The sequence below is a fragment of the Castellaniella ginsengisoli genome (assembly GCF_040955415.1).
Taxonomy (GTDB): Bacteria; Pseudomonadota; Gammaproteobacteria; order Burkholderiales; family Burkholderiaceae_B; genus Castellaniella; species Castellaniella ginsengisoli.
This window is the reverse complement of record NZ_CP158257.1, coordinates 2687366-2706584: the sequence shown is the minus strand read 5'-3', so window position 1 is coordinate 2706584 and position 19219 is coordinate 2687366. Positions and strand designations below refer to the sequence as shown.

The following is a 19219-nucleotide window of genomic DNA, read 5'->3' as shown; positions in this document are numbered from 1 at the left end:
ATTCAGCTGCTGTTCTCCCGGGCTTTGCGCGCTTCCGCGACCTGGGCTGGAAGGGTGTACAGGTAGATCAGGATGAAGCGGGTCAGCATATGAGTCTGTGTCGCTTCATCTTGGGTGATGCCGTCGATTTCGTGGACGGCATCATTACCTATAAGCCGGAGGCCATGCGCCCATTCCTTCAGCGATTCGGTCAACAGTCTCTCAGCGGCCAGTTTTTCGATGCGCTGATACAGACCAAGCTTGGCATGGGTGGGCGCAATCTCCTTTGTGGCGATTTCAAGTGCCCGACGGTCCATGGCGCCGGCCGCCTCCCAGTGCTGTCGTTTGATGGCGTCCTCTGCTTGAACAAAGGCGCGAGTAATCGCGCTCGGGATATGAGGCGGAGCGAGTGTTGCCTGCGATTTAGGAAAAAATTTCAGCTCGTTTACTTCCGGGAGTCTGGCGAAATTTCCGACCATTTGGCTTGGCATGGCTCCGTTGGTATTTCCTGCCATAACAGCTACTGGCATAAAGCAGCAGTTGCATTGGAAGAACGCTTGGCATTGGTAAGGTTCATTAGGAACTCTTGTTTCGCCGACAAGCGTGAACCCCGCGTTCTCAGTTCCGCAGTGCGGGCAGTTATGCACAAGGGTGACGGCCATGCCTGATCCTGAAAATATCGTTTACCAAGACTCACAGATTACTCAGATTCTGGAGTTCCACAAGGGGGCAGCAGCGCCCGTGCTGTTTGAGCGGTATCGAATGGCTGGCGCCAACCAGGAAGCCTTTGTAGCGGCCCTAATCGGGCGGCTGTGTGTGCTGGAAGGCCGACAGACGCTCGATGCGGGAAGGAGGCCAAATGGCTGAATCCTGGGTCCGCCTTTGGGCAGACATGACCACTGATCCGAAGTGGCAGACCATCGCCCGCAAATCCGGCAAACCGCGCTACCTGGTGATTGCCCTGTTTGCGCACCTGATGCTGGAGGCAAACGCCGCCGAGGATAGGGGCAGCGTCGATGCAGTCGTCGTTGAGGATGTTGCGTCCGCCCTGGATTGCGACGAAGCCGACGTGATGGCCATCATGGATGCCATGCAAGGCAGGGTCATCGTGGACGGCCGTCTTGCTGGCTGGGAGCGACGACAGCCGAAGCGTGAAGATGTCGGCAACCCCACAACGGGGGCCAAATCCAGCACCGAAAGAAGCCGGGAGCACCGAAAAAGAAAACGTGATGCAGCGCACGGCAACGCATGCAACGACGTTGCAACGCAAGGCAACGCACCAGAAGCAGAAGCAGAAGCAGAAGAAAGAACCGGAGGTGCTAAAGCAGCAGCATCTACTCCTGCTACAGCTCAGCCCGAGGCTGGCGATTTGCCGCCGCTTGGCCCGCCAGCCGCCGATCCGCCTGCCGACCCCCCGCCGGATCCGCCGCGCCGCGACCCTATCCAAGCCCGGGCCGTGGAGATCACACACCTGCTGCGCGCCAAGGGCTGCGCCCTGCAGCCCAGTGATCCGCGGGTCCAGGCCTGGGCCAATGCTGGCCGCTCCGACGCCGAGCTGCTGACCGCGCTGGAGACAGCCGAACGGCGCCGGGCAGACGCCGGCAACCCGCAGCCCGTCAACGCTGGCTACCTCGACTCGATCCTGGCCGATGTCGCTGGGCCCGGCCGATCCCGCGACAGCCCCGAGGGCGGCAAGAGCAACCGCCGCGACCGCTACGCGAAGGATGCCGAGCAAATCCAGGCCATGGCCCGATGGGCCGACGAGCAACTGCGCCAAGGCAACCCCGACGCGCAATTTCCGAGGATCGAGGAATGACGACGACAGCACCGGTACCACTGCCACTGACCTGGGCGACCAAGCTGATCGAGCGCCTGCACCTGCTCTACGGCACGCGGTTCTCGCAGGCCTGGGAGGGCATCGACAAGGCGCAATTGGCGCAGGCCTGGGCCGAGGAACTGGCCGGCTTTACCGGCGAAGAACTGGCCACCGGCCTGGCTGCTTGCAAGGCTCGCCCGTGGCCGCCCACGCTGCCCGAGTTCATCGTGCTGTGCCGCCCGCCGATCCAGCCTGAGGTGGCGTTCCACGAAGCCGTGCAGGGCCTGCTGGCCCGCCAGCGCGGAGAGCGTGGCGCTTGGAGCCATCCGGCGATCTTCCACGCCGCTGTGGCCGTCGGCGCCCACGACATGCTGCATGCGACCTACGGCCAGTTGCAGGCCCGATGGGGCAGGGCGCTCGCCGACATTCTGGCCCGAGGCTCCTGGGAGCCGATCCCTGACGCCCACCAGGCGCTGACCGCGCCGCGCAAGACCGAGGCCGGCGACCGTGAGGCCGCAAACGCCCTGCGGGCCATCGGCGCCGGACATGTGCTCAAGCCCGGGAATCGTGACCCCAGAGACTGGGCTCGCCGGATCCTGGCCAACCCCAAGGGGCGCACGCAGGCCATCGTGGAAATGGCAAAGCGTGCGCTTGAGCAGCATCAGGAAGTCGTCGCATGACCCCGTCCCCCGTCCAGTGCATCGACTGCACCCGGTTTTCCCTGCGCGGGCACGCCGGCATGGCCAGCCAAGGTTACGGCCGGTGCGCCCTGGCCAGCGGCGCCGGGCATTTCGAGAGCGCGACATTCGAGCGCCATTGCCCGGACTTCGATCGTGTCGGTATCGAAATCTCCGAAGCCCGCCGGGCCTGGCTCGAAGACCGCCGCGCGCAATTCAATCAATCCATCGACAAGGTGACACCGTGACTTTTCATGACCCGCTGCCAAGCATGCAAGACCTGGCGTTCCCGCGATCCGCTGATGCCCGTCTGGCTGAAATCCAGGCCCGTGGCGGCGATAAAACTGGAATGGTGGTACCAGCACAAGGCTATGACCAGAAAGTCGCTCAAACGGGCGGAAATTTCGATACCCGAGCGATACAGGCCGGCGTCCATTTCTTCGTCCCCGGTAAGCCCCAGGGCAAGGGCCGGCCCCGTGCCGTGGCGCGCGGCAAGTTCGTGCGGATGTATACGCCGGAGAAGACCGCCAGCTACGAGTCCACGGTGGCGCTGGCGGCATCGCAGGCCATGGCAGGCCGAGCGCTATTCGCTGGCGCCGTGTCCGTAGTCATGCAGATCGCGCTGCCCATTCCGGCGTCCTGGTCGAAGAAGAAGCAGGCCCAGGCCGCGGCCGACCAACTGCTGCCCACCACGAAACCGGATGCCGACAACACCGTGAAGGCCGTCTTCGACGCTATCAACGGCGTGGTCTGGGGCGACGACGCCCAAGTGGTTGATCTGCTGGTGCGCAAGCGCTACCGCGCCCGGCCCGGCGTGTCGGTCATCGTCGCTCCAATCGCCGCGCAGGAGGTCCGTTGATGCCCTACGCCCCCGCCCAGCGCCAGGCGCTGAACGAAGCCAAGGCCAACATCGCCCGAGCCCTGACCGACGCCGGTATACCCAGCATGCCCTGGGACACCGCAGCAACGCTGCTGGAGCGCGCCAAGAAGGTGTTTGCGCCGCCCGTGCCCGGCGAGTATGCCATCGACTATTTCAACCGCGTGTCCGGCCTGCAGCCGCGCGCGAAATCGGTGGCCACCGGCCAGCGCGTGCCGGCGCGCACCCATGAGCCGCTGCGGTCCAGGCCGTGGGCGCCGCCCAAGCACCCGCGCGCCGCCGAGATCGACGCACTGCCCCGGCCCGTCAGCATGAGCGGGCGGGTGACGAATTACGTTGGGTTCGAGGAGAGGGGCCGATGACCGTAGAGGACCGCCCGCTGACCGGCCACGACCTGCTCTGGAACTGGGCGCGCTGGTGCTGGACCGGCGAGACACCGGGCAACATGGCCCGCTACGTGCCGCAGGAAGACGACCACCGGCCCATCATGGTCGACCACGCCCTGGCGGTGCAGGTGCTGTACGAGCGCCTGCCGCGTCACGAGATGATGATCATCCAGGCCGAGTACACGAGGAAGAACAGTTGGTTCGGCAGCCTGTCGGCTGACGGCCGGCGCACGATGGCCAGGCGCTGGATTCAGGAAGTCACGGGCGCTGTGCTGCGCCAGGAGGATTATGTGCGGCTGCTGGAGCGGTTTCAGCGGCGGGTGGAGACGGAGGTGTTGCGGTGAAGTATGCGAAGGAGGTGATTGATCTGCTGGCAGCATATCCGGGGCGGCGGTTCAAGATGCGGCAGATTCTGAATCATGTGCACGATGGCGCCGCAGCGACGGCCGGCAAAAGGCATGCGTCACGGATTGGTGTCTACAGGGTGTTGCAGCATCTCATCGCATCAGGCCAGGTGGAGCAACACAAGGCAGGAGAGACATCGGCGGCGTACTGCTGGCGGCAATTGATACATGAGGGTGGTGAGAACTGCTACCGAAACTGTCACAATACGGGCAGGAGCATTGCGCCCTGATCAAACAGACCCGCCCACCGAGGCGGGTTTTTCATTGGAGCGCCGCCCGTGTTCTTCTGCCTGTCTTTCTCCGACACAGAGAACCGCGTGATCCTGGATGACATGGACCACGGCACCGTGCTGGCGATCATTAACGCCGACTCATGGGCCGAAGCGCGCGATGCGGCGGAGGCCAGCCCGGCAATGGACCCATTCAATTATCGAGCCGGGGTAGGCTGGATTCAGCTCTGCCCCAGCAAACCGCCTGTCTCCTCGCAGCCGCTGCTGCTTTTCGCGCCCCGCCAGTCCCTGTGATTTGCGGGGCGCGGTTTATTTGCTATGGCAAAAATCACCCCCAAACAGGCCCGCTTCGTCGAGGAATACCTCAAGGACCTGAACGCCACGCAAGCCGCGATCCGCGCCGGCTACAGCCAGAGGTCCGCGAAGCAGCGTGCCGCCGAGCTGCTGGCGTTGCCGCATGTTCAGGCTGCCGTATCCGAAGCCCAGGCCGCCCGCTCCAAGCGCACCGAGATTGACCAGGATTACGTCCTGGCCCGCATGGTCGAGATCGATCAGATGGACGTCCTGGACATCATGACCGACGACATGGCGCTCAAGCCTGTCAGCGAGTGGCCCCGGGCTTGGCGGCAGTATCTGAGCGGCTTTGACCTGGCCGAGATGTTCGAGGGCCGTGGCGACGAACGCGAGATAGTCGGCATCCTGAAAAAGATCAAGTGGCCCGACAAGACCAAGAACCTGGAGCTGCTCGGGCGGCACCTGGGGATGTTCAGGGACAAGCTCGATGTGACCGTAACCGAGGTGCCGTCTGGGCTTTCGCATTTCTATGGAGACGACGACACCAAAGCCGACGCTTAATCCGGCGCTCAGGGAGTTCTGGCGCACACCTGCCCGCAATCGCGTTCTGTACGGCGGCCGGTCATCCTCGAAGTCCTGGGACGCCGCCGGGTTCGCCACGTTCCTGGCCAGCAATTACAAGCTGCGCATCCTGTGCGCACGCCAGCTCCAGAACAAGATCGAGGAATCGGTCTACACGCTGCTGAAATCGCAGATCGAGCGGTTCGGCCTCAAGAGCAAGTTCCGCGTCCTGGACAACAAGATCATCGGTGCTGAGACCGGCTCCGAGTTCATGTTTTACGGCCTGTGGCGCCACATCGACGAAATCAAGTCGCTGGAAGGCATCGACATCCTCTGGATCGAGGAGGCCCACAACCTGACGCAGGAGCAGTGGGAAATCCTGGAGCCGACCATCCGCAAGGAAGGCTCCCAGATCTGGATCATCTTCAACCCGCGCCTGGCGACAGATTTTGCGTACAAGCGGTTCGTCCTGGACCCGCCGCCGAACACCGTCGTCCGGAAGATCAACTACGACGAGAATCCGTTCCTGTCGGACACGATCCTGGCCGTCATCGAGGCGCTCAAGGAAGAGGACTACGAGGAATTCCAGCACGTCTATCTGGGCGTGCCGCGCGACTCGGACGACGGCGCCGTCATCAAGCGCGCCTGGATTCAGTCCGCGCTCGACGCCCACCTGAGCGTCGAGGCCGACTGGACGGGCCGCAAATGCGTGGGCTACGACGTGGCCGACGACGGCGACGACAAGAATGCCAATGCCGGCATAGATGGCTCAATCCTGTGCCTGCTCGACGAATGGAAGGGCGGCGAGGATGAGCTGCGCGAATCGGCGGCACGGACAAAGCAGAACGCCGAGAAGATCGAGGCCGACGTGATCGGCTACGACAGCATCGGCGTGGGGGCGGGCACGGGCTCGCACCTGAATTCGATGGGCTGGCGACGCCATTTCAAGTTCAACGCCGGCGCCAAGGTGGAAAAGCCGGAGAAGAACTACGGCGACACCAAGATCAAGAACAAGGACTTCTTCGCGAACCTCAAGGCGCAGGCGTGGTGGCTTCTGGCGGATCGCTTTCGCAACACTCACCTGGCCGTCACCAAGGGCCGCAAGTTCCGCGCCGACGAAATGATCAGCATCGACAGTTCGAAGATCGATTCGAAGCTGCTGGACCGCCTCACGGACGAACTGGCCACGCCGCTGCGCGACTACGACAACACCGGGAAGGTGAAGGTTGAGAGCAAGAAAGACCTCGCCAAGCGCGACGTCAAGTCCCCGAATCTGGCCGACGCCGTGGTGATCGCCGCGTTTCGCGGGATGCTGGCCCGCGTCTCGATTATCGACATGCTATGACCCAAAAACCACGATACAAGCTGACGACCGACGGGCTGGTGAACATCGTGTCGGGCCTGGGCACCGGCAAGGGCAAGCGCGACTACAACCGCTTCGTGGCCGACCAACTGCTGGGCTACCAGGAACTGGAAGCCGCCTACCAGACGAACTGGATCGCCCGTCAGATCGTGGACATCCCGGCCGACGACATGACGCGGGAATGGCGCACGATCAAGTGTCAGGCCGCCGACGAAATCCGCATGGAAGAGGACCGGCTGAACCTCCAGTCAGTCGTCAACGAGGCACTGTCCTGGTCGCGGCTGTACGGTGGTGCGGCCATCCTGCCGCTGACCAATCAGGACATGGAGCGGCCGTTCCAGCCCGAGGCAATCGGGCGCGGCGGCGTGCAGCGCCTGATGGTGTTCGACCGCTGGGATCTGATCCCGCACGCCATCAACACCTGGGACGTGCTGGCCGAGAATTACTTGCAGCCCGAGTTCTACACGCTCTACCAGGGCAGCCAGAAGATCCACTGGACGCACTTCATCCGCTTTGTCGGGTCGAAGCTTCCGCGCCGCCAGCGTGTCTTGTTGCAAGGGTGGGGTGACTCTCAGCTTCGTAGGTGCCTCGAGGACATCAAGGACACAGTCGCGGCCAAGGACGGCATCGCCGAGCTGATGCAGTCGGCCAACATTGATGTCATCACCCGCGAGGGCCTGTCTGAGGAGCTGTCCACGGACCAAGAGGGCGAGATTATCGCCCGGTACACGCTGTTTGATCAGATGAAGTCGATCATCAACACGGCGCTGCTCGATGGCGATGAGAAATACGACCGCGTGACGCTGAACCTGTCGGGCGTGGCCCCCGTCATCGACACGCTGATGGTCTGGATCGCTGGTGCCGCCGACATCCCGGTCACGCGCCTGTTTGGCACGTCGGCCAAGGGCTTGAACGCGACCGGCGAAGGCGACCTCAAGAACTACTACGACAGCATCCGCAGCCAGCAAACCAGCCAGCTTGACCGGCCTATGGCGATGCTCGATGCCATCATGGTGCGCAGCGCCCTGGGCAACATGCCCGCCGACTACAACTACGACTGGAACCGCCTGGCGCAGCCCAACCGCAAGGACGAGGCCGAGGCGCGCAAGATCGAGGCCGAGACGGATGTGATCCTGCTGGATGCCGGCGCCGTGGGTCGCGCGCAGGTCATGCGCCGCCTGGAGGCCGACGAGGTCTATCAGTACCAGGATGGCGTGATCGACGGGATCGAGGCCAGCGAGGACTTGAGCCTGGGGCCGGTCGAAAAGCCGGAGGGTGAGGGCGACGACGATGAGCAGCCCGCGATCTGAAATCCAATACAACCAGGTCTTGCAGCGCCTAGTCAACGCCGTGCGGCAGGACGTCGATGCGCAACTGCTGCCGGTCATCGAGGCCCAGGTCCCCGAGTACGTGCAGGACGCATGGGGCGACAACGTCCAGGCGGCCATTGATCGGCTGGTGGAGAAATACCGCTCGGACGGCTTTCTGCAGCTCGCCCAGCGCATGGCCTCCGGCTTCGTTGGCGTCACCCTGCAGGTCATCGACCGCAAGAACAAGCGGTCCTTCGGCATCGACGTGCTGCAAGCCTCGCCCAAGCTGCGATTCTCCATGCAGGCCGCCGCCATCCAGAACGCCGGACTGATCAAGTCGATTCCCGAGCAGTACCTGCGCGACGTGGCCAACACGGTGTTCTCGAACATGCGCATCGGCCTGCTGCCGCGCGAGATCGCCAAGCGCCTCGAGGATGACTATGGCGTCGCCCAGCGCCGCGCCCGGTTCATTGCCCGCGACCAGACGGCAAAGGTCAACGGAGAACTCACGAAGCAAAGGCAGATTGATGCCGGCTATGAGTACTTCAAATGGCTCGACTCGGACGATGAGCGGGTGAGGGCGCGGCATCGAAAGATCGCCGAGGCTGATGTCGGCTACGGGCCCGGCGTGTACCGCTGGGATGACTTGCCAAAGAGCGATGACGGGCAGCCGATCCAGCCAGGATCCGACTACCAATGTCGATGCACGAGCCGGCCCGTGCGCAATTCTAAGGTTGAGCGACACAGGAAAGCCGCATGAAGAAGATATTCGTTCAAGACAAAGCGACATTCAAAACCACAGCCCGCACCTACACAGATGCGGGCTTTTTGATGGTCCCGGGCCGCGTCTCGAAGACGGGCACGCAGAAGTACTTGCGCAAGGAGCTGGGGCTCGACGGCGATCCGAACGCTCCTGTCACCGTCTACCGGCCCGCTGACGAGGTTTTCAATGCCGACTCGCTGGCCTCGTTCGATGGGGCCGATGTGACGGTGCTTCACCCGGGGGAACTCGTCAACGCCAAGAACTACCGCAAAACGTCGGTGGGGCTCATCCGCGGCGCCGGCCGTCCGGATGGTGACTTCGTGGTGGCTGACCTGATCGTAAAAGACGCCGACGCCATCAAGATGATCGAAGAGCGCGGCTTTGTCGAGCTATCAGCCGGCTACACCGCCGAGTACGAGCCAGCGAAAGGCACTACTGACGACGGCACCGAATATGACTACATCCAACGCAACATCCGCATCAACCATCCAGCACTTTTGCCCGCAGGGGCAGCACGAGCAGGGCGCCAAGCCCGGATTTTTGACAACCAACCGAAAGGGAACACCATGACCAAAGTCACTCTGGACAATGGGCGCTCGGTGGAGATCCAGGACGAGGCCACCGCCGCGCTCGTGTCGGACCACATCGACCGCCTTATCAAGCAAATTGCCGACGCCCAGGCGGAACTGGACAAGCGCCAGGCCACCATCGACGGCCAGGCCGAGCAGATCACCAAGCTGCAGGCCGCCACCGCCGATGATCAGATCACGGCACGCCTAAAGGCGGTGACCGACGCGCGCGCCCGCGCCGAGAAGGTGGCCCCGGGCGTCACGTTCGACTCCATCGACCCGGTGGAAATCCAGCGCCAGGCCCTGGCCAAGGCCCGCCCGACCACTGACTGGGTGGGCAAGTCCGAGGCCTATGTGCAGGCCGCCTTCGACATGGCTTTCGACCAGGCCGAAACCACGGACGCCCACGCTGAACAGAAACGCAAGTTGGCCGAGGACGGCGCCAAGGCCATCAAAGAGCAACCCAAACCCGCGTACGACTCGTACGCGGCCCGCTTCACCCAAGCCAAGGAGTAACACCATGCCCATTACCGGCGGATACACCCTGAACCACGGCGACCGCTATGCCGGCATGGTCGTCGATGCGGAGCTCAACAATTCTGTGTCGAAGCTCAACAAATCCGGCGCCACTGTGCCCTGGGGCGTCTTCGTGGCGCGCGACGGCGACGACGGCTTCGCCCCGGTGGATGACACCACCACGGCGGCCAACATCATCGGCGTGCTGCGCCGGGAACTTAATCGCGCACAGATGGACGGTTCGACCGGCGGCGCGCCCGACGATCGTGACGCCACGATCCTGACGGCCGGCACCATCTATGTACCCACGCTGGGCGCCGTCACGGCCGGCCAGGCCGTGTACGCGGTCATTGGCACCGATGTGGCGCCCGCAGCCAACCCGGGCATTGCGAACAACGCCGCAGGAACCGGCGCCACCACTGGCGTGCAGATCGCCGGCGCCAAGTTCATCGAGACCACGACCGGCGCCGGTCTGGCCGCTGTTTCCCTGGTCATTGGAGGTTAATCAAAATGGCGAAAATCACTATCACCCTTGACCAGGACATCCCGCACCTGGGGCTGTCCGCCGGTCAAACCGTTGTGTATGACGATGCGATCCGCACCGCCGACGACGGCCTCGGGTTCTACATCTCGCAGTTGGCGGCCGTCGAGCCGCGCATCTACGAGACCAAGTACCCCAACATCAACTTCCAGGAACTGATCCCGGTCAACTCAAGCATCCCCGAATGGGCCGACAGCGTGCCGTACATCAGCTACGACGCCGTGACCCTGGGCAAGTTCATCGGTGCGAACGCAGACGACCTGCCCAACGTCGCCATGAAGGCCAAGAAGGATAACGTGCCGGTCGGCTACGCCGGCAACTCGTTCGAATACAGCCTGGACGAACTGCGCAAGTCCCAACAGTTGCGCATGCCGATCGACATCACGCTGGCCACTGCGGCTCGGCGCGGCGCCGAAGAGCACATGCAGCGGGTGGCGTACTTCGGTGACGCAGACCGCAACATGTACGGCCTGTTCAACCATCCGAACGTGACGGTGGACGCCACCAGCACATTGGACTGGAAGGGCAGCGGCGTGACCGGCAAGAAGATCCTGGACGAGATCAACGGCTGGATTGGCGACGTGTGGAACCAATCCAAGGGCGTACACGTGCCCAACACCATGGTACTTGCCGCAAATCGCTGGACGTTCCTGGCCACCACCATGGCGACGGAATACGCGCCCGACAAGACGCTGCTGGAGATCCTGCAGGCCCAGAACATGTACACGCGCATGACCGGCCAGCCCATGACCATCGTGCCGCGCTTCCAACTCGATGGCGCAGGCACCAGCGGCAAGGATCGCGTCCTGATCTACGAAAAGAACGCGGACAACCTGGTCATGTACATCCCGATGTTCTGGCGGTCCACGGCCCCCCAGCCGCGCAATCTGAAGATCAAGGTGCCGGCCGAATACAAGGTGTCGGGCACCGAGTTCCGGTATCCCATGAGCGCCGCGTATTTCGACCTGGCGGCGATGAGCTGATCAGACTGGGGGCTTCGGCCCCCTTCTTTTTTCCAGACAAGGGAAACCGACATGAAAGTGAAGAACACCTCCAAGCGCGTCATCAAGCTGCTGAACGGCAAGGACAAAGTCACACTCATCCCGGGCACCGATGACGCCTATGACGTCAGCGACAGCGCCGACGTCCAGGCCATGATCGAGGCCGGCGAACTGGCCGAGGTCTACGGCAAGCCCGGGCGCAAGCCGAAGGCCGAGGGCGACGAAAAGACCCTGACTGTCCCCCGGATCAAGGCCGCCCTCGAAGAGAAGGGCATCGAGATTCCGGAGGGCGTGACCAAGCGCGATGACCTGCTGGCCCTGCTGGACGCCGCCGGCGAACAGGACCCCGAGTAATGGACATCACCCCGGCCATCGTCGCGGACTTTCGCGGCGCCTTCAACGGTCAGTTCGGCGACGTCGAAAAGTGGTCCGACGGCATCATCGCGGACGTGTTGTGCGAGGCCGATTCGGAGACCGGAGGTAGCGGCTGGGGTCCATTTTCGCTGGACTGTCACAACTTCAAGCGCCGCGGCATGTACTTGTTCGCCGCGCACTGGCTGACGTTCTTCTATGGCGACGACCCGGCAGGCGGCATCGGTGGCATCGCCCGGCTGAACACGCAATCGAAGTCCGTGGGCGACGAGTCCATTTCCTACCGCGTGGCCTCAATGATGGATGCCGGCAATGATGCCCTGACCTATACGGTGTACGGCCAGCAGTTCTATCGCCTGCGCCGACGGGCCGGGATGGGCGCGAGGGTGATCTGATGCGCATGAAAATCACCGGCCTGCAGGAGGTCCAGAGGGCACTCAAGAAGGAAATGGACAAGCTGCGCACGCCTCACTACGCGCTGGTCGGCATCCATGAGTCCGCGGGTGCCACCAAAGACGGGCAGATGACTGTGGCCACCCTGGGCGCTATCCAGCACTTTGGCAATGACCGAATCCCGGCCAGACGCTGGCTGGACACCGGCGCCGAGTCCGGCGCCCAGGAGTATCTCGACACCATCCGCGAGGGCATCGAGGACGGGCTGGATAGCAGGCGGATCATGACCCGCGTCGGACTCGAGGCCGAGGGTGCGATCAAGGACTACATCACCGACCTGGATACCCCCCCAAACAGGCCGTCCACGATCCGGCGGAAGGGGTCGAGCAACCCGCTGATCGATACCGGCAACATGCGCGACTCGGTGACATCCACGGTCGTGCGCAAGAAACCGAAAGAGGGGCTGTGATGGGCGGACCACTGGATATGGGCGGCCACATCGACGGCGTGTTTGCCTCGCCGCCCGTGACCGTCAAGGCCTTCACCCAGGGCGGCTACGACGACGAGGGCATCTGGGTGCCTGGCACACCGGTCGAGGAGACCTACGCCGCTACCATCCAGCCGTTGAGTGACCGCGAGACGGACAACCTGATGCGCGCGGGCGTGCGGCTGCTGGACCCGCGTCGGGTGTACATCAACTCGGGCGACCTGACAAAGCTGCAGCTCGTCAGCGACATGGAGTTCCTGGGCCAGCGCTGGCTGATCATCCGGTCGGACATCCGGCCCTGGCGCACCTACGCCAAGATCATCGTCAGCCGCTACGACGCCCAGCCTGCGCAGGCGGTGCCGGACGAGCCGTAACCGGATCCTGAAGATGACGAACCTTGAACTGTACAAGCTGCTGCGCCCGGCGGTGGTCAAGGCCAGCGGCGTGCCCATGGCGATCATGGCCGGGCAGAACAAGGATTCCCCGGCCGGCAGCTACGCATCAATCCACGTGCGCACGGACATCAGAGAGCGCGGCATGGCGTTCAAGCGCAAGCGCCTGCTGCCCGACGGCGAGACCTTCGAGCACACCATCAAGAGCCAGCAGGAGGTGACCTGCGTGGTGGAGTTCTACCGGACCGGCGCCAAGGAATACGCCTCCAACTTGCTGCAGGCGGACAAGCGTGACGACATCATCTGGGACCTGTTCAAGGCCGGCCTGAGCATCATGGAGACCGGCCCTGTGCTGGATCTGACCGCACTGCAATCCGACCAGTATGAGGAGCGTGCCCGCGTGGATATCCGCCTGCGCATGGAGGTGTCGAACACCTACGAAATCAACCGAATCATGGAAGTGAGCGGCATGGTCCAGAGCGAGAGCGGATCGAACCTGCAGTCATTCGATGTCAAGGCATAACCCCATTTTTTGAGGCCAAATCATGAGCTATCCGGCAGACCGAATCATCCAGGTCAATGCGCGCATCAGCCCCGCCGGGCTGGGCTTTGCAAACTTCGGGTCCATCACCGTCTTTGCTGCTGCTGCAGACGTCACTGGCGCCCTGGTGAAGAACACCCGCAAGACGTACCTGGACATCCAGGAGGTCGCCGAGGACTTCCCCGACACCACCGAAACCTACAAGGCCGCCGCCGCGTGGCTGGGCGGCACGCCTAAGGGACGCGAGATCACCATCTGGATGACGGACGGTGACGACACCACGATTGCCGAGACGCTGAACAAGGCGCGTGACGCCTATTGGTGGTACTGGACGGCATTCACCGCGCCTGTGCTGGCCGTGCCCGCAAGCGTGAAAACCATCGCTGCTTGGTGCGAGCAAAACGCCAGCATGATGATCAACAACCAGACCGGCGCGGCTGTCATGAATCACACCGGGGATCGCGGAGGCTGTTTGGTTAAAGTAAAACAGGTTCCACAGTCGGCGCTGCAAGTTGCCGATAGTATCGCGCTTCGGCCTCAGCGGGCGGAATGTCGCCGATGGATTCGAGCAGGCGTTGGTGGTTGAACCACGAGACCCATTCCAGGGTCGCCAATTCCACGGCAGCCTTGGTTTTCCAGGGCGCGCGCCGATGAATCACTTCCGTTTTGTAGAGGCCGTTGATCGTTTCGGCCAGCGCATTGTCATAGGCGCTTCCGGTGCTGCCGACTGATGGATTGATTCCGGCCTCGCTCAATCGGTCGGAGTAGCGGATGGACACGTATTGGGATCCCCTATCGGAATGATGGACGAGCCTATCGGACTGCGTCGGTCTTCGGTCATAGACAGCCTGCTCCAGGGCATCCAAGACAAAGTCTGTCGTCATGCTGCTGGAGGCTCGCCAGCCGACGATACGCTTGGCATAGGCGTCAATGACAAAGGCCACGTATAACCATCCCTGCCAGGTTGAGACGTAGGTGAAATCTGCGACCCACAGTCGATTGGGCCGGTCGGCCTCGAAGCGCCGCTTCACCAGATCTCGTGGACAGGCAGCTGCGCTATCAGGGATCGTGGTGCGAACCCGTTTGCCGCGCCTGATCCCCTCGATGCCAAGGTGTCGCATCAGACGCTCCACGGTGCACCGCGCCACCATCACCCCTTCTCGATTCAACTGCTTCCAGACCTTGCGGGCTCCATAGACCCGAAAGTTCTGTTCCCACACACGCTGGATATTCACCATGAGTTGTTCATCCCTCTTGGCTCGCAGGCTTCGCAGTTCCGGATTCCGGCATCGGGCGGCATATCGCCGGTAGGCTGACGGGGCGACCTGCAACACCTTGCAGATCGGCTCGACCCCATACAGGCCCCGATGCTGGTCGATGTAGGCGTTTATTTCTTCAGTTCGCGGTCGAGCGCCGCCTGAGCGAAAAAAGCGCTGGCCGACTTGAGAATTTCATTGGCCCGGCGCAATTCCTTGACTTCACGTTCCAGAGCCTTGATGCGCTCTTGCTCTGCCTGCGGCACGCCGGCCCGCGTACCGGCCTCCACTTCCTGGATCTGAACCCACTTCAACAGGGTGTATGCCGAGCAGCCGATCTTGGGCGCAATGGACTGCACTGCTACCCACTGCGATGGATACTCGCCACGATGCTCCTGGACCAGCCGTACGGCGCGCTCACGAACTTCGGGGGAAAACTTGTTGTTCTTGCTCATGGCTCCATTCTCTCAAGAATCGAAGCCTCCTGAAAACCCGGTGTGATTCAGTCACGGACATCCGCGACCAGGACAAGGCCGATGACATCGCCAGCGAGCTGACGACACTGGGCTACCGGCATGTCTACACGGCCGCCCACGCAACCAACGCGCAGGCCGGCACCTACCTGGCCAAGCACTTCGCGGTTGTGAATTACAGCGCGGATCGCTCGACCATTACGGGTGAATTCAAGAAGTCCCCGGGCGTGGCCGCCGAAGACCTGAAGGGCTCTGCCATTGTGGCAATGGAGGCCAAGAACGCGACGTTCTACCCCATCGTCGAGTTGCAGGGCAGCCAGGACGTGGGCCGGTGGCTGAACACCAAGACGCACTCGACCTATGGCGAGTTCATCGATGATGTGGTCAACCTGGATGCGTTCATCAACACCTTGACTGTGCGCCTGTACAACGCGCTGGCCAACGTAACGACCAAGTTAGAGCAGACGCCGCGTGGCCAGGCCGTGCTGCTGGCTACGGCCCGCCAGGTGGGCGAGCAGTACATCGCCAACGGCTACCTGGGCCCGCGCAATTACGTCGACCCGGACGATGGCGAGGAAAAATACACCATCGGATTTGAGATCCTGACCAAGCCCGAAGACATCCTCGACCTGATCCCGGAAGACCGCAATAAGCGCTTGGCCGCGCCGATCCGCATGCGGCTGTTCCGGGCGGGGGCTATCCACAAAGCCATCGTCGACCTCGACGTCTACTGATCGGAGACCATGCAATGGCACTCGTCAATATCACCACCGAGAACACCGTCATCACGATCAACGGCCGCCAGATGCAGGACTGGGGCGAGGCGGAAAACCCCGTCATGGAGGAGCCCATCGACGCCAGCACCACGATCCGGCGCGGCATGGGCGGCAATGCCGTGCGCCTGGACCGCAAAAACCCGGGCCGGCGCGTCACGCTGAGCCTGAACCCGGGCGGCGCCGACGCAATGTACATGCAGGCCCTGTACGGCAGCAAGGCGAACATCACGTACACGCGCACCGTCATCGGCACGCTGGAAAACGCGGTGGGCGCGGAGGGCGCCATCGTGAACGACGGCGCAATCGGCCGGGCCGGCGGCGCGTCTATCACGGACGACGTGTTCATCATGGAATTCAACAGCTTCACGACACTGCGGGGCGGCGCATGAGCGAGACCGTCAAATCCTTCACCTTGAAGAGCGGGGCGTACAACGTCGTCCGGGCGTCTGCCGTGGCCCAGGACGAGCTGCTGAGCCTGCTCACGCAACCCCTGGTGCAGCGCCTGTCGGCGGCCGCACCCGGCAAGCCCGTGGACGAGGACGTGATTTTCTTCATGTTCCTGGCCATGCCGCACGCAGCCAAGGTCAAGATCGATGAGCTGATGCTGGATCGCGTGTTCAAGAAGGGCACGCAGCAGCAGGTCACGCTGGCCGACGCTGACGTCATGGACTGGAACCGGCTGCGCGCCCGCGCCCTGATCTGGAATCTCGAAGGTTTTTTTACCTTCTGGGCAGACGCAAGCGCAAGAGACGCGGCCAGCCAAGCACAAGCGCCGTCAACTGGTACCTGATGCGGCCCTGCGCCGGGGTGAACGGTATCTGCCCGCCGTTGTGTACCTGGGCGCAGCTCACCGACGGCACCTACAGCCTGGAAGACGTCGAGCGATTCAACCAGGCCATCGATGAGATGGTGCGGGCCCACCGAGAAGCGATCCGCGCCGCCACGCCGAAGAAGAGATAACCCATGCCCAGCGTCCTGAAAAACTTCCTGATTGGCGTGGGCCTCGACACCGAGGACTACGACAAGGGCGCCAAGCGCGTCGAGTCGAGCCTGGGACGCATGCGCTCTGTTGTCGGGATCACCGGCGCTGCCATCGCAGGCGCCTTCGCGGCGGTTGGTACGGCGGCGGTGGGGGCTGGCCAGCGGGTTGATCGGATGAGCCTGGAATTCGAGAAATTCCGCACGTCGCCGCAGTACATCTACGACTACGGCAACGCGATCCGTGCGCTGGGCGGCAGTGCTGACGAGGCAGCCGCAGCCATCAACGTGGCGGAGTCCTCGCTGGCGTCGTTCCGCCAGACAGGGCAGTTGCCTGGTCTCGATGACCTGGCCATGGCCGGCGTGGACGTCAATGCGCTCACCCAGGCCGACACCGGCCAGGACTTCCTGCGCGAACTGGCGCGCCAGATGCCGAACCTCACCAAGGAACAACAACTGCGTGTCCAGGAGACCTTAGGGCTGTCCAATGCCGTCATGCGCTCCCTGCGCGGCGGCGTGGGTGAGTTGGACCGGGCTGTGGCACGCGCCCACGACTTGGCCAGAAATTTCGAGAGCGCCACCGAGGCGGCCCGGGATTTCAACAAGGAACTGGCCGAATTCAACACGCGCATGGAGGGCATCGGCAATACGCTGGCCGAGAAAATCCTTCCCGGTTTTACCGGCGTGCTGCAGTCCATGGGCGGCTTCATAGACGAGCACAAGGAGCAGATCAACGCCGCATTGGGCGTCGCCGCTGACAACCCAGGGGCTACTACCTTGATGGCCGGCGGCGGAGCGGTCGCCACGGGCGGCGTGTTGGTGCGCGGGCTGATCCCTGGCGGCATTGGCGCCGTCGGCGCCCGCATCGCCAGACTGGGCGGATGGGGTGCAGCCGCCGGGGCCGGGCTGATCGCCGGCGACATGGCGATCAACGGCATGACAGACGAGCAGCGTGCCCGACTTTCCGAAGGCGGCCCGCTTGTCCCGTTCGGCCCGCAAGACGAGCCGTTCTTTCCTCTTGGAAACCCCAGCGCAACACCGGTCTACTCGGGCGGCGAAGTCAGCAATGCCGAGGCGGCGGCCATCAGCCCCAGCGTCGTGATGATTCGCGACCAGCGCGCGCAGGCTCAGAAGTCGGCTGCGCCGCAGCGTGTGGATGTGCAGAACCACATCGACATGAAGCTGGAGATCGAGGGCAGGGCTTTGGATAGCCGCATCACCGAGGTCGTGGAGCGCCGCGAGCGCAACACGGCCGACGACCTTTTGTCATCCGTAGACCGATGAGCATACTCAACATCCTGACGCGCCAGGCCCCGAAACTGGCGGGCTATCAGTTCGATGCCGTGCTAGAGGACTCGTTCGAGGCGTCCGTCGAACTGACCCGCTACCCGGTGGAATCCGGGGTCAAGGTGGCCGATCACAGGATCATTCAACCGGTCCAGTACTACATGGTCGGCTCCATCAGCAACAACCCGCTGAAGGTGTTCGACCTGGTTGGGCTGGCGGCCGGCGGCCTGTCGAATCTGGCCGGCAACAATCCCTACGTGGCGGCCGTCGCGGGCCTGTCGGCCGGCTTTCTGGCTGGCAGCCAGGACACCAGGGCATCCAGCACGCTGGAGTTCCTGCTGGAATTGCTGGCGGCCGGCCTGCCGTTCGATGTGGATGCTGTGGACATCCAGCTCAAGGATATGGTGATCACCCGCGTGTCGCGCGACCGCGACCCGGAGACCGAGGGCGGCCTGATCTTCGTGGCTGAGCTGCGGGAACTGATCCAACTGGACCGCCTGGCCGACAAGACGCAGCCCGGCCAGGACCAATTGGCCGACGGAGACCCGGCGAAGTCTGGCGCCGCCGCAGACGCAAACAGCGGGCAGCAGGTCGGCGAGGCGCCCAGCCCCGCCACGACTCACGCTGTCAACGTGACCGACGGTATTACCGAGGTACCGATGTGATCGAGATTGCACTGAGGGCGGGCAGCGCCAACGCGCACCAGCGGTTCACGCAGCGCCTGGGCGAGAACCTGTTGGAGTTCCGCGTCAATTTCCTGGCGTACCAAGAGGTGTCGCTGTGGACGCTGGACATCTACCGCGACGGCGCGCCTGTGGCGCTGGGCATGGGGCTGAACGCCGGCGCCGTGCTGACGGAAGGCTATAACCTGCCGGCCGACATCGGCCGCCTGATCTTCGTGGGCGCCGAGGCAACCCTGGATAACCTGGGCAAGGACAATCATCTGGTATGGCTACCGGCATAAGACAATACCTACG

Annotated in this window: 29 protein-coding genes and 1 other annotated feature; of the genes, 27 read left to right on the top strand and 2 right to left on the bottom strand. The window is 63.2% G+C overall.

Annotation, left to right across the window (positions count from 1 at the left end):
* Positions 1 to 2: 2 nt before the first annotated feature.
* Positions 3 to 641 (bottom strand): DUF4145 domain-containing protein, encoded by a 639-nt coding sequence (locus ABRZ00_RS12845; protein WP_368647744.1) that lies wholly within the window; start codon positions 639 to 641, stop codon positions 3 to 5.
* On the opposite strand from ABRZ00_RS12845, the gene ABRZ00_RS12840 reads away from it, so the two are divergent.
* The 21 genes from ABRZ00_RS12840 (at position 640) to ABRZ00_RS12740 (ending at position 14058) form a co-directional block, all read left to right on the top strand.
* Complete coding sequence (locus tag ABRZ00_RS12840) at positions 640 to 846, top strand: hypothetical protein (protein ID WP_368647743.1); 207 nt, start codon at positions 640 to 642, stop codon at positions 844 to 846. The genes ABRZ00_RS12845 and ABRZ00_RS12840 overlap by 2 nt on opposite strands.
* The gene (locus tag ABRZ00_RS12835) at positions 839 to 1795 is read left to right on the top strand and encodes a hypothetical protein (protein ID WP_368647742.1); all 957 of its coding nucleotides are present in this window, start codon (positions 839 to 841) and stop codon (positions 1793 to 1795) included. Before ABRZ00_RS12840 ends, ABRZ00_RS12835 begins: the two co-directional genes overlap by 8 nt.
* Positions 1792 to 2475, top strand: a complete 684-nt coding sequence (locus ABRZ00_RS12830; protein ID WP_368647741.1) for a hypothetical protein — start codon at positions 1792 to 1794, stop codon at positions 2473 to 2475. Before ABRZ00_RS12835 ends, ABRZ00_RS12830 begins: the two co-directional genes overlap by 4 nt.
* Positions 2472 to 2720: a hypothetical protein gene (locus ABRZ00_RS12825; RefSeq protein ID WP_368647740.1), complete on the top strand. Its 249-nt coding sequence runs from the start codon at positions 2472 to 2474 to the stop codon at positions 2718 to 2720. Before ABRZ00_RS12830 ends, ABRZ00_RS12825 begins: the two co-directional genes overlap by 4 nt.
* Before the next feature lie 101 nt (positions 2721 to 2821).
* On the top strand, positions 2822 to 3331 hold the full coding sequence (locus ABRZ00_RS12820) for a RusA family crossover junction endodeoxyribonuclease (protein ID WP_368647739.1): 510 nt from the start codon (positions 2822 to 2824) through the stop codon (positions 3329 to 3331).
* Positions 3328 to 3711 carry a hypothetical protein gene (locus ABRZ00_RS12815; RefSeq protein WP_368647738.1) on the top strand — a complete coding sequence of 128 codons (384 nt, stop codon included), beginning with the start codon at positions 3328 to 3330 and terminating at the stop codon, positions 3709 to 3711. The genes ABRZ00_RS12820 and ABRZ00_RS12815 overlap by 4 nt, the downstream gene beginning before the upstream one ends.
* Complete coding sequence (locus ABRZ00_RS12810) at positions 3708 to 4079, top strand: hypothetical protein (RefSeq protein WP_368647737.1); 372 nt, start codon at positions 3708 to 3710, stop codon at positions 4077 to 4079. The genes ABRZ00_RS12815 and ABRZ00_RS12810 overlap by 4 nt, the downstream gene beginning before the upstream one ends.
* 338 nt (positions 4080 to 4417) lie before the next feature.
* Positions 4418 to 4663 carry a hypothetical protein gene (locus tag ABRZ00_RS12805; protein ID WP_368647736.1) on the top strand — a complete coding sequence of 82 codons (246 nt, stop codon included), beginning with the start codon at positions 4418 to 4420 and terminating at the stop codon, positions 4661 to 4663.
* A gap of 24 nt (positions 4664 to 4687) precedes the next feature.
* Positions 4688 to 5224, top strand: a complete 537-nt coding sequence (locus tag ABRZ00_RS12800; protein WP_368647735.1) for a terminase small subunit — start codon at positions 4688 to 4690, stop codon at positions 5222 to 5224.
* On the top strand, positions 5193 to 6569 hold the full coding sequence (locus tag ABRZ00_RS12795; protein WP_368647734.1) for a PBSX family phage terminase large subunit: 1377 nt from the start codon (positions 5193 to 5195) through the stop codon (positions 6567 to 6569). Before ABRZ00_RS12800 ends, ABRZ00_RS12795 begins: the two co-directional genes overlap by 32 nt.
* Positions 6566 to 7897 carry a DUF1073 domain-containing protein gene (locus ABRZ00_RS12790; RefSeq protein WP_368647733.1) on the top strand — a complete coding sequence of 444 codons (1332 nt, stop codon included), beginning with the start codon at positions 6566 to 6568 and terminating at the stop codon, positions 7895 to 7897. Before ABRZ00_RS12795 ends, ABRZ00_RS12790 begins: the two co-directional genes overlap by 4 nt.
* Positions 7878 to 8657 carry a minor capsid protein gene (locus ABRZ00_RS12785; RefSeq protein ID WP_368647732.1) on the top strand — a complete coding sequence of 260 codons (780 nt, stop codon included), beginning with the start codon at positions 7878 to 7880 and terminating at the stop codon, positions 8655 to 8657. The genes ABRZ00_RS12790 and ABRZ00_RS12785 overlap by 20 nt, the downstream gene beginning before the upstream one ends.
* A complete protein-coding gene (locus ABRZ00_RS12780; RefSeq protein WP_368647731.1) occupies positions 8654 to 9745 on the top strand; it encodes a DUF2213 domain-containing protein in 1092 nt (363 codons plus the stop codon). Before ABRZ00_RS12785 ends, ABRZ00_RS12780 begins: the two co-directional genes overlap by 4 nt.
* Positions 9746 to 9749: 4 nt before the next feature.
* Positions 9750 to 10250 (top strand): hypothetical protein, encoded by a 501-nt coding sequence (locus tag ABRZ00_RS12775; RefSeq protein WP_368647730.1) that lies wholly within the window; start codon positions 9750 to 9752, stop codon positions 10248 to 10250.
* 5 nt (positions 10251 to 10255) lie between these two features.
* A complete protein-coding gene (locus ABRZ00_RS12770; protein ID WP_368647729.1) occupies positions 10256 to 11269 on the top strand; it encodes a DUF2184 domain-containing protein in 1014 nt (337 codons plus the stop codon).
* Positions 11270 to 11320: 51 nt separating this feature from the next.
* Entirely contained in the window at positions 11321 to 11641 is a 321-nt protein-coding gene (locus tag ABRZ00_RS12765; protein WP_368647728.1) for a hypothetical protein, read from the top strand.
* Positions 11641 to 12054 (top strand): DUF4054 domain-containing protein, encoded by a 414-nt coding sequence (locus ABRZ00_RS12760; protein ID WP_368647727.1) that lies wholly within the window; start codon positions 11641 to 11643, stop codon positions 12052 to 12054. The genes ABRZ00_RS12765 and ABRZ00_RS12760 overlap by 1 nt, the downstream gene beginning before the upstream one ends.
* A gap of 5 nt (positions 12055 to 12059) precedes the next feature.
* Positions 12060 to 12521 (top strand): hypothetical protein, encoded by a 462-nt coding sequence (locus ABRZ00_RS12755; RefSeq protein WP_368647726.1) that lies wholly within the window; start codon positions 12060 to 12062, stop codon positions 12519 to 12521.
* Positions 12521 to 12913, top strand: coding sequence for a hypothetical protein (locus ABRZ00_RS12750; protein ID WP_368647725.1), 393 nt, complete (start codon positions 12521 to 12523; stop codon positions 12911 to 12913). Before ABRZ00_RS12755 ends, ABRZ00_RS12750 begins: the two co-directional genes overlap by 1 nt.
* 13 nt (positions 12914 to 12926) lie before the next feature.
* Positions 12927 to 13454, top strand: a complete 528-nt coding sequence (locus ABRZ00_RS12745) for a hypothetical protein (RefSeq protein WP_368647724.1) — start codon at positions 12927 to 12929, stop codon at positions 13452 to 13454.
* Positions 13455 to 13476: 22 nt separating this feature from the next.
* Positions 13477 to 14058, top strand: a complete 582-nt coding sequence (locus ABRZ00_RS12740) for a hypothetical protein (RefSeq protein ID WP_368647723.1) — start codon at positions 13477 to 13479, stop codon at positions 14056 to 14058.
* Here the strand turns inward: ABRZ00_RS12740 and ABRZ00_RS12735 are convergent.
* A protein-coding gene (locus ABRZ00_RS12735; RefSeq protein ID WP_343839197.1) for an IS3 family transposase occupies positions 13949 to 15183 on the bottom strand; the annotation gives its coding sequence in 2 pieces (ribosomal slippage) (positions 13949 to 14904 and positions 14904 to 15183; 1236 coding nt in all). The two genes, ABRZ00_RS12740 and ABRZ00_RS12735, sit on opposite strands and share 110 nt — an antisense overlap.
* Positions 14789 to 14905, bottom strand: a sequence feature (AL1L pseudoknot). Its footprint overlaps the gene before it by 117 nt.
* On the opposite strand from ABRZ00_RS12735, the gene ABRZ00_RS12730 reads away from it, so the two are divergent.
* From ABRZ00_RS12730 to ABRZ00_RS12705, 6 genes are all read left to right on the top strand, one after another.
* Positions 15102 to 15935, top strand: a complete 834-nt coding sequence (locus ABRZ00_RS12730; protein WP_368647722.1) for a DUF3383 family protein — start codon at positions 15102 to 15104, stop codon at positions 15933 to 15935. The genes ABRZ00_RS12735 and ABRZ00_RS12730 overlap by 82 nt on opposite strands.
* Positions 15936 to 15949: 14 nt before the next feature.
* Positions 15950 to 16366, top strand: coding sequence for a hypothetical protein (locus ABRZ00_RS12725; protein ID WP_368647721.1), 417 nt, complete (start codon positions 15950 to 15952; stop codon positions 16364 to 16366).
* Entirely contained in the window at positions 16363 to 16767 is a 405-nt protein-coding gene (locus tag ABRZ00_RS12720; protein ID WP_368647720.1) for a hypothetical protein, read from the top strand. The genes ABRZ00_RS12725 and ABRZ00_RS12720 overlap by 4 nt, the downstream gene beginning before the upstream one ends.
* A 173-nt stretch (positions 16768 to 16940) precedes the next feature.
* The gene (locus ABRZ00_RS12715; protein ID WP_368647719.1) at positions 16941 to 18239 is read left to right on the top strand and encodes a hypothetical protein; all 1299 of its coding nucleotides are present in this window, start codon (positions 16941 to 16943) and stop codon (positions 18237 to 18239) included.
* Positions 18236 to 18907, top strand: coding sequence for a phage baseplate protein (locus tag ABRZ00_RS12710; protein WP_368647718.1), 672 nt, complete (start codon positions 18236 to 18238; stop codon positions 18905 to 18907). Before ABRZ00_RS12715 ends, ABRZ00_RS12710 begins: the two co-directional genes overlap by 4 nt.
* Positions 18904 to 19206, top strand: coding sequence for a hypothetical protein (locus ABRZ00_RS12705; RefSeq protein ID WP_368647717.1), 303 nt, complete (start codon positions 18904 to 18906; stop codon positions 19204 to 19206). The genes ABRZ00_RS12710 and ABRZ00_RS12705 overlap by 4 nt, the downstream gene beginning before the upstream one ends.
* The last annotated feature ends 13 nt before the right edge of the window (positions 19207 to 19219 follow it).

What these genes read in the sequence shown, in the direction of transcription:
- ABRZ00_RS12840 (WP_368647743.1), top strand. Translation starts at nt 640, where the DNA reads ATGCCTGATCCTGAAAATATCGTTTACCAAGACTCACAGATTACTCAG.
- ABRZ00_RS12765 (WP_368647728.1), top strand. Translation starts at nt 11,321, where the DNA reads ATGAAAGTGAAGAACACCTCCAAGCGCGTCATCAAGCTGCTGAACGGC.
- ABRZ00_RS12785 (WP_368647732.1), top strand. Translation starts at nt 7,878, where the DNA reads ATGAGCAGCCCGCGATCTGAAATCCAATACAACCAGGTCTTGCAGCGC.
- ABRZ00_RS12830 (WP_368647741.1), top strand. Translation starts at nt 1,792, where the DNA reads ATGACGACGACAGCACCGGTACCACTGCCACTGACCTGGGCGACCAAG.
- ABRZ00_RS12775 (WP_368647730.1), top strand. Translation starts at nt 9,750, where the DNA reads ATGCCCATTACCGGCGGATACACCCTGAACCACGGCGACCGCTATGCC.
- ABRZ00_RS12715 (WP_368647719.1), top strand. Translation starts at nt 16,941, where the DNA reads ATGCCCAGCGTCCTGAAAAACTTCCTGATTGGCGTGGGCCTCGACACC.
- ABRZ00_RS12770 (WP_368647729.1), top strand. Translation starts at nt 10,256, where the DNA reads ATGGCGAAAATCACTATCACCCTTGACCAGGACATCCCGCACCTGGGG.
- ABRZ00_RS12745 (WP_368647724.1), top strand. Translation starts at nt 12,927, where the DNA reads ATGACGAACCTTGAACTGTACAAGCTGCTGCGCCCGGCGGTGGTCAAG.
- ABRZ00_RS12845 (WP_368647744.1), bottom strand. Translation starts at nt 641, where the DNA reads ATGGCCGTCACCCTTGTGCATAACTGCCCGCACTGCGGAACTGAGAAC.
- ABRZ00_RS12725 (WP_368647721.1), top strand. Translation starts at nt 15,950, where the DNA reads ATGGCACTCGTCAATATCACCACCGAGAACACCGTCATCACGATCAAC.
- ABRZ00_RS12835 (WP_368647742.1), top strand. Translation starts at nt 839, where the DNA reads ATGGCTGAATCCTGGGTCCGCCTTTGGGCAGACATGACCACTGATCCG.
- ABRZ00_RS12795 (WP_368647734.1), top strand. Translation starts at nt 5,193, where the DNA reads ATGGAGACGACGACACCAAAGCCGACGCTTAATCCGGCGCTCAGGGAG.
- ABRZ00_RS12730 (WP_368647722.1), top strand. Translation starts at nt 15,102, where the DNA reads ATGGATACTCGCCACGATGCTCCTGGACCAGCCGTACGGCGCGCTCAC.
- ABRZ00_RS12820 (WP_368647739.1), top strand. Translation starts at nt 2,822, where the DNA reads ATGGTGGTACCAGCACAAGGCTATGACCAGAAAGTCGCTCAAACGGGC.
- ABRZ00_RS12790 (WP_368647733.1), top strand. Translation starts at nt 6,566, where the DNA reads ATGACCCAAAAACCACGATACAAGCTGACGACCGACGGGCTGGTGAAC.
- ABRZ00_RS12780 (WP_368647731.1), top strand. Translation starts at nt 8,654, where the DNA reads ATGAAGAAGATATTCGTTCAAGACAAAGCGACATTCAAAACCACAGCC.
- ABRZ00_RS12750 (WP_368647725.1), top strand. Translation starts at nt 12,521, where the DNA reads ATGGGCGGACCACTGGATATGGGCGGCCACATCGACGGCGTGTTTGCC.
- ABRZ00_RS12710 (WP_368647718.1), top strand. Translation starts at nt 18,236, where the DNA reads ATGAGCATACTCAACATCCTGACGCGCCAGGCCCCGAAACTGGCGGGC.
- ABRZ00_RS12720 (WP_368647720.1), top strand. Translation starts at nt 16,363, where the DNA reads ATGAGCGAGACCGTCAAATCCTTCACCTTGAAGAGCGGGGCGTACAAC.
- ABRZ00_RS12800 (WP_368647735.1), top strand. Translation starts at nt 4,688, where the DNA reads ATGGCAAAAATCACCCCCAAACAGGCCCGCTTCGTCGAGGAATACCTC.
- ABRZ00_RS12740 (WP_368647723.1), top strand. Translation starts at nt 13,477, where the DNA reads ATGAGCTATCCGGCAGACCGAATCATCCAGGTCAATGCGCGCATCAGC.
- ABRZ00_RS12760 (WP_368647727.1), top strand. Translation starts at nt 11,641, where the DNA reads ATGGACATCACCCCGGCCATCGTCGCGGACTTTCGCGGCGCCTTCAAC.
- ABRZ00_RS12825 (WP_368647740.1), top strand. Translation starts at nt 2,472, where the DNA reads ATGACCCCGTCCCCCGTCCAGTGCATCGACTGCACCCGGTTTTCCCTG.
- ABRZ00_RS12755 (WP_368647726.1), top strand. Translation starts at nt 12,060, where the DNA reads ATGAAAATCACCGGCCTGCAGGAGGTCCAGAGGGCACTCAAGAAGGAA.
- ABRZ00_RS12810 (WP_368647737.1), top strand. Translation starts at nt 3,708, where the DNA reads ATGACCGTAGAGGACCGCCCGCTGACCGGCCACGACCTGCTCTGGAAC.